Consider the following 15,597-nt stretch of genomic DNA (forward strand, 5'->3'; position numbering starts at 1 on the left):
CTGTTTTCCCGGTACTTTGATGCTGTGAAAATTTTTTATTATAATAGTCTGCACAATTCTGTCCTATATTCGCATATTGTGAAGTTTACACAGAAACTGACGTATCGAGATCACTTTCCAGCAAAAAAGAGCGGACATACTGATCCCACGCGTGTTCCAGAGACTTGTCCAGAGTGAAAGTGCGAAGTGAAGTCCCTGTAATGCAGTGAAGATCTGTACCGTCATAATGGAAATTCAGATACAGCCCCTGGATATCCCCGGCAGTGAATCCGGTAAGTTGCTCTTTCTTTAAAAAGGCATCAAAATGGGATGGAGCAAGAGAAAGGACAATCTTGAAATTCAAAGGGGTACGCTGACCGCGGATGATACGGAAGCAGTGTTCGCGTATATCTTTCCAACGGGCATGTGCCTCAGCCGGTTGTTCATCAAAAAAGTCTTTCTGTAAAAATCCATCTATTGTAAATCTGTTAAATGTTGTAATATCCGCTTCGATAAAGGAAAATTTGTCGAATGTTTCTTTGAGAAGCAGGTGTGACATAGAGACTTTCGCCTTGAGAGATAAAGTAATCATAGAAATCTCCTTTCTGAACTTTTATTATAACAAGAAAATGGAAATAATTCATCAAAAAGCATAAGAAATGCTCTCTTTTTTTTTGAATACAAATGTGGTATAATAGGTGTTTAGATTAGAAGTGGTATGCAAAAAAATGAACGGGGTATGGGAATATGATCAGACTGAATAAATACCTCAGTGCAGCGGGAATCTGCTCAAGAAGAGAGGCAGACCGGCTCATTGAAAGCGGGCGCGTTACTGTAGACGGAAAACGTGCAGTACCAGGCATGCATGTGTCCGAAAATCAGATTGTAAAAGTCGGTAAGAAGACGGTTCATACGGGCAATGAAAGAATCGTACTTGCAGTGAACAAACCGGTTGGAATTATCTGCACAGAGGACAGACGGACGAAGAATAATATTATCCGTTTTCTGGATTATCCACAACGGATTACTTACGCAGGAAGACTGGACAAAGATTCGGAAGGTCTTCTTATTATGACGAATGACGGAGACCTCATCAACCGTATGATGCGTGCCAGATATGCACATGAGAAAGAATACAAAGTAACAGTGGACAGACCGCTTACAGATGCTTTTATCCGGGAAATGTCGGAAGGCGTGCACATTACAGACAAAGAGAAGAAGCTGGATGCAGTAACAAGACCTTGTAAAGTAACAAAGATTGGGAAATATACATTTTCCATTGTTCTCACACAGGGGCTGAACAGACAGATCCGCAGGATGTGCAGTGCACTTGGATATGAAGTGAAGAAGCTGGTACGTACCAGAATCATGAATATAGAACTGAAAGATCTAAAGACAGGAGCTACTCGAAAATTAACAGATCAGGAGTTAAAAGAACTATATGAGCAGACAGAAACAGGAACGAATGCAGGAGCTGGTAACGCTTCTGAACCGCGCAGCTAAAGCTTATTATCAGGATGCGCAGGAGATTATGAGCAATCTGGAATACGACAGGTTGTATGATGAGCTGACAAAGCTGGAAGCGGAATTGGGGATTACTTTATCCGACAGCCCGACCGTGAATGTAGGTTATGAAGTATTGAGTGAACTGCCAAAAGAGCGGCATGAAAGTCCGATGCTTTCGCTTGATAAGACAAAAGAAGTTGAAGATCTGAAACGTTTTGTCGGTGACCAGAAAGCAATGATGTCCTGGAAGATGGACGGGCTGACGATCGTTCTGACATACAGAGACGGTACGCTTTTTAAAGCCGTAACAAGAGGCAATGGGGAAGTCGGAGAAGTTATCACGAACAATGCCCGCGTATTCAAAAATATTCCGCTTAAGATCAGCTATCAGGGCGAACTGATCCTCCGTGGAGAAGCAATTATAGGATATAAGGATTTTGAAAAAATAAATGAAGAGATCGCAGATATCGATGCACGTTACAAAAATCCACGTAATTTGTGCAGTGGTTCTGTAAGACAGTTGAATAACGAGATTACAGCGAAGAGAAACGTCCGGTTTTATGCATTTACATTAGTACAGGCAGATGGTGTGGATTTCCATAATTCCAGAGAGAAACAGATGGATTGGCTGAGAGAACAGGGCTTTGAAGTTGTGGAACACGTCATGGTGACAAGAGATCAAGTAGAAGATGCTGTGGCAGAATTTTCCCGGAAAATCGTGGACAATGATTTTCCATCGGATGGACTGGTACTTGTTTATGACGATATTGCATACGGAAGATCGCTGGGAAGAACAGCGAAGTTCCCACGCGATTCCTATGCATTTAAATGGGCAGATGAGCAGGTGCGCACGAAGCTTCTGGAGATTGAGTGGAGTCCGTCGAGAACAGGACTTATCAATCCGGTGGCAATCTTTGAACCGGTAGAACTGGAGGGCACAACAGTCAGCCGTGCCAGTGTGCACAATATCAGTATTATGGAAGAGCTGGAACTGGGGATTGGCGATGAGATTGAAGTTTACAAAGCGAATATGATCATTCCACAGATCGCAGAGAATTTGACGAGAAGTGGCGTGCGTGATATTCCGGAAGTCTGTCCGGTCTGTGGCGGTAAGACAGAGATCCGCCAGGTGAGCAATGCAAAAGCACTTTATTGTACGAATCCGGAGTGTCAGGCAAAGCATATTAAATCGTTCTCTTTATTTGTAAGCAGGGATGCGTTGAATATTGAGGGATTATCAGAATCCACGCTGGAGAAATTCATAGACAGAGGATATGTAAAGGAATTTGCGGATTTGTTTCATCTGAATCGTTACGAAGAAGAAATCAAAGAAATGGAAGGTTTCGGCGAGAAATCTTTTAATAATCTTAAGGCAAGTGTGGAAAAAGCGAGAGAGACAACACTTCCGCAGGTGTTATATGGTCTTGGAATTGCCAATGTAGGACTGTCCAATGCGAAAGTTATCTGCAAAGAATTTAAAAATGATTTGGATGCCATGCTGCATGCAGATGCGGAACAGTTAAGTGAGATTTCAGGTATCGGAGCTGTGATCGCAGGAACATTTACGGCATATTTCCAGAATCCGGCACATGTAGGACAGCTTAAGAATCTGCTTGGAGAACTGAAAATTCACGCAGAAGAAGGAGAAGCAAAAGAGCAGATCTTTGGAGGCGTTAATTTTGTCATTACAGGCAGTGTTACACATTTTGCAAATCGTAAAGAAGTGAAAGAATTAATCGAAAGTCTCGGAGGAAAAGTAACCGGATCGGTGACTTCCAAGACGAATTATCTTATTAATAATGATATTACATCTACATCGTCGAAGAATAAAAAGGCAAATGAACTGGGAATTCCGATCATCTCAGAAGAGATGTTTCTTGAAATGCTGGACGGCCGGCAGGCAGGGAATAACCATACACGATAGGTTGAAAGAACAGATACAAATATAGATATAGAAAGGAAGAGACAATGCCAGATCAGAATAATAATAATGAATTTGAAGAACAGAAAGAAGAAGTAGAAAAAGTGGAAACTTCCGGTGTGGAATCTACAAAGGAAGATTCCGACGATGATTATGAGAAAATCTGCTTTATCTGCAGACGTCCGGAAAGTGTAGCAGGAAAGATGATCGAACTGCCGAATCATATCTGTGTGTGCAACGACTGCATGCAGAAGAGTTTTGATGCAATGAACAGCGGACAGATCGACTACAGTCAGCTTATGAACATGCCGGGTGTTCAGGTTATGAACATGGCAGATCTGGAAAATATGATTCCGAAACAGCAGAAAGTGAAGAAGAAAAAAGAAGGCGAAGAGCGTACTCCGCTTGTAGATATCAATAATCTTCCAGCACCACATAAGATCAAAGCCAAGCTGGACGAGTATGTAGTCGGACAGGAGTACGCCAAAAAAGCAATGTCTGTAGCAGTTTACAATCATTACAAACGTGTGGCAACCGATACGATGGATGATATCGAGATCGAGAAATCCAACATGTTGATGATCGGACCTACAGGTTCCGGTAAGACATATCTTGTAAAGACACTGGCACGGATTCTGGATGTGCCGCTTGCAATTACAGATGCAACTTCCCTGACGGAAGCAGGATACATAGGTGATGATATTGAGAGTGTCGTTTCAAAACTGCTTGCAGCAGCGGATAATGATGTGGAAAAGGCAGAGCAGGGAATTATTTTCATTGATGAGATCGATAAGATCGCCAAGAAGAAAAATTCCAGCCAGAGAGATGTCAGCGGTGAGTCTGTGCAGCAGGGAATGTTAAAACTGTTAGAGGGCAGTGACGTGGAAGTTCCGGTTGGTGCAAACAGCAAGAATGCTATGGTGCCACTGACTACGATCAATACAAAGAACATTCTCTTTATCTGTGGAGGAGCTTTCCCGGATCTGGAGAATATTATCAAAGAACGTCTGACAAAACAGTCTTCCATCGGTTTCGGAGCAGATCTGAAAGACCGTTTTAATGGGGATAAAGATCTTCTGTCGAAAGTAACAACAGAAGATTTAAGAAGCTTTGGTATGATTCCGGAGTTTTTAGGACGTCTGCCAATCGTATTTACCTTAAAAGGATTAGATAAAGATATGTATATCAAGATCTTAAAAGAGCCAAAGAATGCGATATTGAAACAATATCAGAAGCTTCTTGCTCTCGATGAGGTGGATCTGGAATTTGATGAAGGTGCACTGGAGGCAATTGCGGAAAAAGCAATGAAAAAGGATACCGGTGCCAGAGCACTCCGTGCGATCATCGAAGAATTTATGCTGGATATCATGTATGAGATTCCAAAAGATGACAGTATCGGGCGCGTTGTCATCACCAAAGCATATATTGAAGGTAACGGAGGACCTGTCATTACATTAAGAGGACAGGATGTACCCCGGTTATCATAAAGAAAGCCGAAGTATTTTCGACGAAAAAAACAACAAAAGGATGAGACAAAAGGAGGAAATGAAAAATGGAAACAATCATCCCAGCATGGCTTTGCATCCCATTTGCAGGACTGCTTCTGTGCATTGCGGTTATGCCGCTTGTGAAAGCTACCTGGTGGGAGAAGAACCAGCCATTGGTTGTAGCTATGTGGTCACTGTTATTTGTGATTCCATATGCAGTGAAGTATGGAGTGGGGGATTCTGTAGAGACCGTATTAGAATGTGTACTCAATGATTACCTTACATTTATTATTCTGCTGTTTGGATTATTCTGTGTAGCAGGAAATATTACACTGGAGGGAGATTTCGCAGGATCACCGAGACTTAATGTCGCGGTACTTGCATTCGGAACACTTCTTTCTAGCTGTATCGGTACGACAGGAGCCAGTATGCTGCTTGTAAGACCGGTACTGAAAATGAACGCATGGAGAAGAAACAAACGCCAGCTTATGGTATTCTTTATCTTTATGGTATCGAATATGGGAGGGTGCTTAACACCAATCGGTGATCCACCGCTTCTGATGGGCTTTATGCGAGGCGTACCATTTTTCTGGAGCTTACATTTATTACCGATACTGTTATTTAATATGGTAATTATATTGAGTATATTTTATTTTATGGACAGACGTGCATACCGGAAAGATATTGCAAGAGGTCTGAAACCGGATATCAGTAAACCGGGAACAGATTTTCGGATTTCCGGACTGCACAATGTTATTTTCCTTGTGATGATCGTTGCAGCCGTCATCTTAAGCGGAACACTTCCGAATATGCCGATGTTCCAGGATGCATCCGGAAATGTACGCGGACTTCACATTTTCCGTGAAGTAACATTAACTTATCCGGCAATCATAGAGATTGTCATTATCTTACTGGCAGCTTATCTGTCCTTTAAGACGACAGACGAGTCGATCCGTACGAAGAACCATTTTACATGGGGAGCAATCCAGGAAGTTGCAGTTCTGTTTGTAGGAATCTTCATTACTATGCAGCCTGCACTGATGCTTCTGAAATCTTACGGACCGAACCTTGGAATTACCAAACCGTTCCAGATGTTCTGGGCAACCGGAGCACTGTCAAGCTTTCTGGATAATACACCGACTTATCTGGTATTCCTGACAACAGCGGGTACGCTTGGATTTACAAAAGGTATGGTAACATCCGTAGGTACGATTTCTGTGAAAATGCTGACTGCAATTTCCTGCGGTGCAGTATTTATGGGAGCAAATACTTACATTGGAAATGCACCGAACTTCATGGTGAAGTCCATTTCTGATGAAAACGGTGTGCGTATGCCATCGTTCTTTGGATATATTATATGGTCACTGTTGTTCTTAGTTCCGGTATTCATTATCGACATGCTGGTATTCTTTATATAGGAGGTGCAGATTATGGAAGAGAATCAGAAGAAATGCTATGAGATTGCAGAACGTATCTATGATCTGGACGTAAAAGTATATGAAAGTGTGGGATCTGCACTTGGACGAACCTTTACGGATGACCGACAGACCTGTGTGGAGAATCTGACCAGATTGATGACGCTGCGTCCACAGGGACATCTGCTTCGAAGTGAGCTGGCACTGATCAGCAACATGGCAAGGACGATCAAAGACGAAGAAGTAAAAGCAGAAGTTATGACGGAGTATGATGCGATCTTAAAAGCAGTCGCAGAACTTCCGGACGGCTTTGGAAAAGTAGATATCCTGAATAAAAAACGTGCAAAACTGAATACAGCGCGCACGAAGAAAAAGTTTAAGAAAGGCGATCATCTTGTGATCTGTATCGGAAGAACACAGGGAAGCGCCGGAAATGATATTGGTTTCGCATTGGCAGATGCACTACACATTAATTATTATGATGTAGAGATCCTGCAGGAAGTATTAAAACGTCTGGATGTGACAAATGATGCGAAAGTCAGTGGCGATAAGGATCAGGACGGACTGATTGAAGACAAATATCAGAAAAATTTCGGTGAAGCCAAAGGATTGAAACAGAAATTACATGATTTTAACCGCTATCATGGACTGAATAAGGACGATGCAATTTTCTTTAACCAGAGCGATCTTCTCTGCAAGATGGCAAAAGAAGAAGACTTTGTTGTTATGGGACGCTGTGCGGATGTAATTCTTGCAAATAACCATATCCCACATATCAGTATTTTTATTACGGCGCCATTTGAACAGCGCGTAAAGAGATACATGGAGATCAACAATTTAAGTCTGAAACAGGCTGTTCATGAACTTAAGAAGATGGACAAAAAGCACAGGAAATATTTCCAGTTTTACAGTGGTGTAAAATGGGGAGACGCAGAGAATTACGATATCTGCTTTAACAGTGCAAGTTATGGAATTGAGGATTCGGTAGAGATCATTGAGCGTATGTTGAATAAGATTCCGGGTGTATCATGGAATAAGAAAGAGGCATAACGTTTCAGACTATATGATGTCATAAAAATGACAGGCATAGAAAAAGAAGACTGTCTCATATACTTAGAAAAAAGTATATGAGGCAGTTTTTTATGAATAAAATGACATGCCGAGAGAAGATCCTATCCCAGGATTACTGGGATTTTATACTTCCGGGAGACCGGGGGAAAATGGCAGATAATATACCGGAGAATTCATACTGCAGGCAGCAGATGGATTTTGGCTATGAGAGTGTTTCGGTAGATAAAAGCTTGCTGTCCCCACTTAACATAGAAGAATACTGGTATAATTCCATTCCGAACTGTTATACACTTCTGGACAGTACGGGAACAAATAATGATGCATTAAACAGTGCAGGAATCCTGCAGGTGCAGAATTATCCAACACTCCGGCTGATGGGAGAGGGAGTTATGATCGGATTTCTGGATACTGGAATCGACTACCGGAATCCGGTGTTTCAAAATATTGATGGAAGCACCAGAATTGCCGGACTCTGGGATCAGACCATTCAGACAGGCAATGCGCCGAAGGCATTTGATTACGGAAGTGAATATAGAGAAGAAATGTTAAATGAAGCATTGCGTTCGGAAGATCCACTGTCGATTGTTCCAACCACTGATACGAATGGACATGGAACTTATCTTGCAAGCATTGCTGCCGGAAATGCCGATGTAAATACACAGTTTCTTGGGGCGGCGCCGGAAGCAATCTTAGGAATTGTAAAATTAAAAGAAGCGAAGAATTATCTCCGGGATTTTTACTTGATCCGGGAGGATGCCGTCTGTTATCAGGAAAATGATATTATGGCGGGGCTTAAATATCTGAATGACCTTGCTGAAAATGAAGGCCTTCCGCTCGTGCTGTGCATTGCGCTTGGAACGAATTTTGGCGGTCATAATGGAACGACACTATTATCGCGGATTCTGGATCAGTATGCACTTCAATTAAACAGGAGTGTTGTGATTGGTGGTGGAAATGAAGCTGCCATGCGCCATCATTTTTCTTATACAATTTCAGAAAAAATGTCACAGCCAGTCACAGCAGAGATTCGGGTTGGGAGTGGGATCAATGGATTTGTCGCAGAACTCTGGACGAAGCTTCCGATGGTTGTTACGATTGTGCTCATTTCCCCGTCCGGTGAGCGGACGAGGCAGGTGGCGTTCCGGCAGGGCTACCGCTATAATTTTGTATTTACCTTTGAACGGACAGAAGTTATGGTGGAATACAGGCTGTTGCTGGAAAATAACGATTCTCAGCTTCTATTTATGCAATTTAAAAATCCGGTTGCAGGAATCTGGAAAATAGAGATTGAATCCGCGACAGATGCAGGAGGTGAAGTGCATTTGTGGCTTCCGGTGCAGGAGTTTTTAGAAGGAGAAGTGTATTTTCTGGAAGCGAATCCGGATGTCACGCTGACAGAGCCGGGAAGCACAGAAAATGCAATGACAGTGGCGTATTATAACAGTGTGGATAATGCGGTTGATATTAATTCGGGAAGAGGTTATACTAGAAGTAATCTCATAAAGCCGGATTTTACAGCTCCGGGGGTGCGTATTACAGGTGCATCAGGGGAAGACCGGTGGGTTACAAGAAGTGGCTCCAGTGCCGGAACTGCAGTGGCAGCAGGTGCGGCGGCGCTGCTTACCGAATGGATACTGGAACAGCCGGGAGCGAAAGGCGTGAATTCCAGCCAGATCCGCAACATTATCATTCTGGGAGCGGAGAATCTTTCGGAGATGGAGCGACCGAACCGGCAGTGGGGATATGGAAAGATGGATGTCTATCATTCATTGGATACTTTACGAAGACTATAGAAAACGAAGGAGAATGATTTATGGCAGATTTTTTTGAAGATTTAGGAAGAAAGATATCCGATGTTGCAAATGATATTGGAAAGAAGACAGAGGACACGATTGAAATACAGAAACTGAAAAGTGATATGCGCACTCTGCGTCGTGCAAACGACAGAGATCTTATGGATATGGGACGTATGGTTTATGACAAATTTGTACAGGGGGAGATTTCCGACCTTGATTATGTTGCAGTATGTGAATCCATTGAAAAACGTGACGAAGAGATGAAGAAGATTGCAGAGGAGATTCAGCACATCAAAGGAGTTTTATAATGGGAAAGTTTGCAGCCGGTGGTATATTTGCCGGACTTCTTGGAATCGATCAGGCGGTGAAGCAGTATATAGAAGAAAATTATGATGAAGAACGGGAAGAGAAGACGAAGATTCCCGGAGTGCTTCTTAGGAAGTTTTACAACAAAGGGCTGATCTTCAGTAGTTTTGAAAAACATTCGGGACTGCCTTTGAAAGTGTCTTTGATCGGAACAGGAGTTATATTTCTGGCAGATGTGAAGGTATTTTTCTGTAAGGGGAGAAAGCTTTGCAAAGCAGGACTTACGCTTGTAACAGCAGGTGCCATCAGCAATACATATGACCGGATCATGAAAGGTGCAGTTGTGGATTATATTGGCTACGACGGAAAGCATAAGTTGCTTAGAAGCCTGACTGCGAATCTTGCCGATTTCTACGTAGTGATCGGGATTATGCTGGCACAGCTTGGACGTGGAAAGCGATAGGACAATTTCATAGATTTTAAAAGAATGTTATAAAGTACCGTTTTTGATTGTTATTTATAGTAGAACAGTGAAAACGGTACTTTATGTTTTAATGTCACGCAATCAGAATGGGATTAGCAGAGCGTATCCTGCTTGGTGTATAAAAAGACCATACTTCATATGAAGTATGGTCTTTCACTGAACACTTATTTTAGATATTTGAGCTGTCTACTTGACAGGGTGCATACCATAACTGCCGGAGCAGTTTAAATCTTCATATTATACGTTTATTTCTGGTTTTCGTTTACTTCCTGCATTTTCATAGCACGAACTTTTAACGGCAGTCCGAACAGGTTGATGAATCCGTCAGCGTCATGGTGATCATACAGATCTCCGGTAGTGAAGCTTGCAAGAGATTCATTATACAGAGAGTACGGAGAAGTTGTTCCGGCTTTGATGATATTTCCTTTGTAAAGTTTGAACTTCACTTCACCAGTTACATATTCCTGTGTGCTCTCAATAAATGCCTGGATTGCTTCACGCAGTGGTGTAAACCATTTTCCTTCGTATACAACCTGGGATAATTTCTTAGCCATCTGCTCTTTTACTTCGTATGTAGCACGGTCTAAGATCAGCTCTTCTAACTGCTGGTGTGCTTCGTAAAGGATTGTTCCGCCAGGAGTCTCATATACACCACGGGATTTCATACCAACGACACGGTTTTCAACGATATCAATGATTCCGATACCATGTTTTCCACCGAGTTCATTCAGTTTGCGGATGATGTCAGAAACTTTCATAGCCTCTCCGTTGATTGTCTTCGGAACACCTTTTTCAAATGTCATTGTAACATATTCGCCTTTGTCTGGAGCTTTCTCAGGTGTAACACCTAATACAAGCATGTCGTCATAGTTTGGCTCGCATGCAGGATCTTCCAGTTCCAGTCCTTCGTGGCTGATGTGCCATAAGTTACGGTCACGACTGTAGCTGTGGCTGGCGTCGAATGGAAGGTCGATTCCGTGTGCTTTACAATAAGCAAGCTCATCTTCACGGGACTGCATTGTCCAGATGTCTGTCATTCTCCATGGAGCGATGATCTTGATGTCCGGAGCCAGAGCACGGATACTTAACTCAAAACGGATCTGGTCATTTCCTTTACCGGTAGCACCGTGGCAGATAGCAACAGCACCTTCTTTACGTGCAATCTCAACCAGCTTTTTAGAAATTGCCGGACGAGCCATAGCAGTACCAATCAGATATTTGTCTTCGTAAACAGCATTTGCCTGAACACAAGGAACGATATAGTTGTCAGCAAAATCATCTACGATATCTTCAATATATAATTTGGAAGCGCCTGACATTTTAGCTCTCTCTTCCAGTCCGTCCAGCTCTTCTCCCTGTCCACAGTCTACGCAGCAACAGATAACTTCATAACCGAAAGTCTCTTTTAACCACGGAATAACTGCTGTTGTGTCAAGTCCACCTGAATAGGCAAGTACTACTTTTTCTTTCATATGTATATCCTCCTGAAATGTATTTTTATAAAATGCTTAATTATTTGTGATTGCAAAGTTAACTATACACTATATGTTATAAATATGCAAGGAAAAAATAGAAAATACTTGCATATTATACACGTTAGCTGTATAATTATTCACATACTAATGAAAAAGGGACAGGTGGGATTTCAGTTTGGGACGGGGATTTTCTAAAAAAGCCCCGTCCCAAACTGGACAACTCCCGAAAATGGGTTTACTATAAAAAACACGAATGTTCAACTAGTAAGTATAAAAATACATCAGGAGGATGACGTATATGATTAAGGTGGGAATTATCGGAGCAACCGGATATGCCGGAGGCGAACTTGTGAGAATTTTATCTGCACATAAGGATGCGCAGATTGTATGGTATGGCTCCAGAAGTTATATAGATCAGAAATATGCAGATGTGTATCGCAACATGTTTGAGATCGTAGACGCAAAATGTCTGGATGACAATATGGAAGAACTTGCAAAGCAGGCAGATGTAATCTTTACGGCAACGCCGCAGGGTTTCTGTGCTTCGATGATGTCAGAGGAGATCTTGGCCCAGACAAAGATCATTGACCTGAGTGCAGATTACCGGATCAAGGATGTAGCTACTTATGAAAAATGGTATGGAATCGCACATAAGAGTCCACAGTTTATTAAGGAAGCAGTATACGGACTGTGTGAGATCAACCGTGAAGATGTAAAGGGCGCAAGACTGGTAGCGAATCCGGGATGTTATACAACATGTTCGATCCTGACAGCGTATCCGCTGGCAAAAGAAGGAATCATTGATATGAATACTTTGATCGTAGACGCCAAATCCGGTACGTCCGGAGCAGGAAGAGGAGCGAAGGTTCCGAATCTCTTCTGTGAAGTCAATGAGAACATGAAAGCATACGGTGTGGCAAGCCACAGACATACACCGGAGATTGAAGAGCAGTTAGGCTATGCATCCGGAGAAGAAGTGCTGATCAATTTCACACCGCATCTTGTGCCGATGAACCGCGGAATCCTTGCCACAGAGTATGCAACACTGAAAAAAGAAGTGACATATGAAGAGGTTAAAGCAATTTATGATAAATATTATAAAGATGAGAAATTTGTCCGTGTGCTTCCAAAAGATGTGTGCCCGGAGACAAAATGGGTAGAAGGAAGCAATTACGTTGATATCAACTTTAAGATCGATTCGAGAACAAACCGTATCATTATGATGGGCGCGATCGATAATCTGGTAAAAGGTGCAGCCGGACAGGCAGTACAGAATATGAATCTGATGTTCGGACTTCCGGAGACGGAGGGATTAGAACTGGTTCCAATGTTCCCATAAGGACAGGTTCAAACGAATTGTTTTGCCGATTTGTCCCCAACGGAAAATACAGACAGAGGAGTAGAGAATATAGATGAATATAAGAGTAATGAAAATAGAAGATTTTGACCAGGTGCACGCACTCTGGATGAGCATTAAGGGCTTTGGTATCCGCAGTGTGGATGATTCCAGAGAAGGTGTGGAACGGTTTTTGAAGAGAAATCCAACCACAAGTGTAGTTGCAGAAGAGGATGGGAAAATCGTTGGAGCAATTCTCTGTGGGCACGATGGGAGACGAGGCTGTCTGTACCATGTATGTGTAGATGTGAACCACAGAATGAAGGGCATCGGAAAAGCCATGGTTGTATTTACGATGGAGGCACTGAAAAAAGAAGGAATCAACAAAGTATCCCTGATCGCATTTACACAGAATGATATCGGTAATGCATTCTGGAAAGAAATCGGCTGGACAAAAAGAGAAGATTTGAATTATTATGATTTTACACTGAATGAGGCAAATATTACAGCCTTCATACAGTAAGCAGTTTCATACAGATATGGCGAATAATAATCTGTGGGAATTATAGATGGAAGAACCGGCAGACGAGAACAAAAAAGAAAGGTGGAAGAAAGATGAAACAGGTAAAAGGCGGCGTAACCGCAGCAAAAGGATTTGAAGCAGCAAGTACAGCAGCAGGAATTAAATATAAAGACAGAACAGATATGGCATTGGTATACAGCCAGGTGCCATGCGTGGCAGCAGGAACTTTTACAACCAATGTTGTAAAGGCAGCTCCGGTAAAATGGGATCAGCAGGTTGTAAAGAGCGGTGCAAAAGCACAGGCAGTTATCGTAAACTCAGGAATTGCCAATGCATGTACCGGTGCAGAAGGATTTGGATACTGCAAAGACACTGCAGATGCAGCCGCAGCAGCACTTGGTGTGGCAGCAGACGGTGTCATGATCGGATCTACAGGTGTAATTGGAAAACAGATCCCGATCGATAAGCTGACAGCAGGAATCAAAGTACTGGCTGAGAAGAAAAATGACTCTCAGGAAAATGGTACAGAAGCAGCCAAAGCGATTATGACAACCGATACTTATGAGAAAGAACTTGCAGTCGAGATTGAAGTTGGTGGCAAGACAGTTACAATCGGTGGTATGGCAAAAGGTTCCGGAATGATCCACCCGAATATGTGCACAATGCTTGCATTTATTACTACAGATGCAGTCATTACAAAAGACGCGTTGCAGAAAGCGTTAAGCGAAGATGTCGGAGATACGTATAACATGATTTCTGTAGACGGAGATACATCTACCAATGATTCCGTTGTCCTTCTCGCAAATGGACTGGCTGAAAATCCGGAGATCACATATGGAACAGAAAATTATAAAAATTTCGCAGAAGCCTTACATACGATCAACGAATATCTGGCTAAAAAGATTGCAGGAGACGGCGAAGGCGCAACAGCATTATTTGAAGTAAAAGCAGTTGGCTGCGAGAGCGTAGAGCAGGCAAAGACACTTGCCAAATCCATCGTTTGCTCCAATCTTACAAAGACTGCAATCGCAGGACATGATGCGAACTGGGGAAGAATCCTCTGCGCAATGGGATATTCCGGAGCACAGTTTGATCCGGAGAAAGTAGATTTATTCTTCGAAAGTGCAGCAGGAAAGATCCAGATCATTGAAAATGGTACTGCCGTAGATTACAGCGAAGCAGAAGCTACTAAGATCCTGTCTGAGAAAGAAGTAACAGCAATCGCTGATGTGAAGATGGGTGAGAAAACAGCAACCGCATGGGGATGTGACCTAACACACGGATACATTGAGATCAATGCAGATTACCGTAGCTAATACGGCGATAATTATGAAATTTAAAGCGAGACAGATGATTCGATAAAAAGCAAAAATTACAGCCAGGGAAGGAGACACAGATGGAAAAATCAATGCAGAAATATCTGGATAAAGCAGAGGTACTGATAGAGGCACTTCCATATATCCAGCGCTTTAACCGTAAGATAATTGTTGTAAAATATGGCGGAAGCGCCATGGTAGATGAGGAACTGAAGGCAAGAGTCATTCAGGATGTTACACTTTTGAAATTGGTTGGTTTCAAACCGATCATCGTACACGGCGGTGGAAAAGAGATCAGCAAATGGGTTGGAAAAGTTGGCATGGAACCTCATTTTATCAACGGACTTCGTGTGACAGATGCCGATACAATGGAACTGGCTGAGATGGTGCTTGGAAAGGTAAATAAAAGTCTCGTCCAGCTTGTAGAAAGTCTTGGCGTCAGAGCAATCGGTATCAGTGGAAAAGACGGCGGGCTGCTGAAAGTAGACAAGAAATACGCAGACGGAGAAGATATCGGATTTGTCGGTGATGTAAAAGAAGTCAATGCAGATATTATTTTCGATCTGTTGGAGAAAGATTTTCTTCCGATCATTGCACCAATTGGTCTGGATGATGATTTTAATACTTACAATATTAATGCGGATGACGCGGCATGCGCGATCGCAAAAGCAATCAATGCAGAGAAACTTGCGTTCCTGACAGATATCGAGGGTGTTTACAAAGATCCAAAAGATCCATCGACTCTGATTTCTGAACTGAATGTATCAGAAGGAAAGAAACTGATGGAGGATGGATTTATCGGAGGCGGAATGTTACCGAAGCTTCATAATTGTATTGACGCCATTGAAAATGGTGTATCCAGAGTGCATATTCTGGACGGAAGGATTCCGCACTGTCTGCTTCTGGAGATCTTTACAAATAAAGGTATCGGAACTGCGATCAAGAATGATATTGAAGAGAGATATTATCACGGAGAATAAGT

Annotated in this window: 14 protein-coding genes; 12 read left to right on the forward strand and 2 right to left on the reverse strand. The window is 42.5% G+C overall.

Features of this window, described 5'->3' with window-relative positions; all coding sequences use genetic code 11:
• Positions 1–85 precede the first annotated feature (85 nt).
• On the reverse strand, positions 86–571 hold the full coding sequence (locus DXC04_RS01350; RefSeq protein ID WP_118659609.1) for a DUF5721 family protein: 486 nt from the start codon (positions 569–571) through the stop codon (positions 86–88).
• Between the two features lie 155 nt (positions 572–726).
• Between DXC04_RS01350 and DXC04_RS01355 the strand changes: the two genes are divergently transcribed.
• The 8 genes from DXC04_RS01355 to DXC04_RS01390 all read left to right on the forward strand — a co-directional run bounded on the left by DXC04_RS01355 (position 727) and on the right by DXC04_RS01390 (position 9,944).
• Positions 727–1,482, forward strand: a complete 756-nt coding sequence (locus DXC04_RS01355) for a pseudouridine synthase (RefSeq protein ID WP_117536769.1) — start codon at positions 727–729, stop codon at positions 1,480–1,482.
• Complete coding sequence (gene ligA, locus DXC04_RS01360) at positions 1,445–3,409, forward strand: NAD-dependent DNA ligase LigA (RefSeq protein ID WP_199692512.1); 1,965 nt, start codon at positions 1,445–1,447, stop codon at positions 3,407–3,409. The genes DXC04_RS01355 and ligA overlap by 38 nt, the downstream gene beginning before the upstream one ends.
• A 44-nt stretch (positions 3,410–3,453) precedes the next feature.
• Complete coding sequence (clpX, locus tag DXC04_RS01365; protein WP_021860841.1) at positions 3,454–4,893, forward strand: ATP-dependent Clp protease ATP-binding subunit ClpX; 1,440 nt, start codon at positions 3,454–3,456, stop codon at positions 4,891–4,893.
• Between the two features lie 65 nt (positions 4,894–4,958).
• Positions 4,959–6,311, forward strand: coding sequence for a sodium:proton antiporter (locus DXC04_RS01370; protein WP_021860840.1), 1,353 nt, complete (start codon positions 4,959–4,961; stop codon positions 6,309–6,311).
• A 12-nt stretch (positions 6,312–6,323) separates the two neighbouring features.
• A complete protein-coding gene (locus tag DXC04_RS01375) occupies positions 6,324–7,358 on the forward strand; it encodes a cytidylate kinase-like family protein (protein ID WP_117536766.1) in 1,035 nt (344 codons plus the stop codon).
• 92 nt (positions 7,359–7,450) lie between these two features.
• A complete protein-coding gene (locus DXC04_RS01380) occupies positions 7,451–9,172 on the forward strand; it encodes a S8 family peptidase (protein ID WP_118659613.1) in 1,722 nt (573 codons plus the stop codon).
• 20 nt (positions 9,173–9,192) lie between these two features.
• Positions 9,193–9,483 (forward strand): hypothetical protein, encoded by a 291-nt coding sequence (locus tag DXC04_RS01385; protein ID WP_118288214.1) that lies wholly within the window; start codon positions 9,193–9,195, stop codon positions 9,481–9,483.
• Entirely contained in the window at positions 9,483–9,944 is a 462-nt protein-coding gene (locus DXC04_RS01390; RefSeq protein ID WP_117536763.1) for a signal peptidase II, read from the forward strand. The genes DXC04_RS01385 and DXC04_RS01390 overlap by 1 nt, the downstream gene beginning before the upstream one ends.
• Before the next feature lie 266 nt (positions 9,945–10,210).
• Here DXC04_RS01390 and DXC04_RS01395 read toward each other — a convergent pair whose 3' ends face one another.
• Complete coding sequence (locus DXC04_RS01395) at positions 10,211–11,437, reverse strand: argininosuccinate synthase (protein ID WP_021860827.1); 1,227 nt, start codon at positions 11,435–11,437, stop codon at positions 10,211–10,213.
• Positions 11,438–11,738: 301 nt separating this feature from the next.
• On the opposite strand from DXC04_RS01395, the gene argC reads away from it, so the two are divergent.
• The 4 genes from argC (at position 11,739) to argB (ending at position 15,595) form a co-directional block, all read left to right on the forward strand.
• Entirely contained in the window at positions 11,739–12,779 is a 1,041-nt protein-coding gene (gene argC, locus DXC04_RS01400) for an N-acetyl-gamma-glutamyl-phosphate reductase (RefSeq protein ID WP_117536762.1), read from the forward strand.
• Positions 12,780–12,852: 73 nt separating this feature from the next.
• Positions 12,853–13,299: a GNAT family N-acetyltransferase gene (locus DXC04_RS01405; protein ID WP_117536761.1), complete on the forward strand. Its 447-nt coding sequence runs from the start codon at positions 12,853–12,855 to the stop codon at positions 13,297–13,299.
• A 92-nt stretch (positions 13,300–13,391) separates the two neighbouring features.
• Complete coding sequence (argJ, locus tag DXC04_RS01410) at positions 13,392–14,615, forward strand: bifunctional glutamate N-acetyltransferase/amino-acid acetyltransferase ArgJ (protein WP_118659615.1); 1,224 nt, start codon at positions 13,392–13,394, stop codon at positions 14,613–14,615.
• 80 nt (positions 14,616–14,695) lie between these two features.
• A complete protein-coding gene (gene argB / locus DXC04_RS01415) occupies positions 14,696–15,595 on the forward strand; it encodes an acetylglutamate kinase (RefSeq protein WP_118659617.1) in 900 nt (299 codons plus the stop codon).
• Positions 15,596–15,597 lie beyond the last annotated feature (2 nt).

The organism is Dorea sp. OM07-5 (assembly GCF_003481355.1).
GTDB classification, from domain to species: domain Bacteria; phylum Bacillota; class Clostridia; order Lachnospirales; family Lachnospiraceae; genus Dorea_D; species Dorea_D hominis.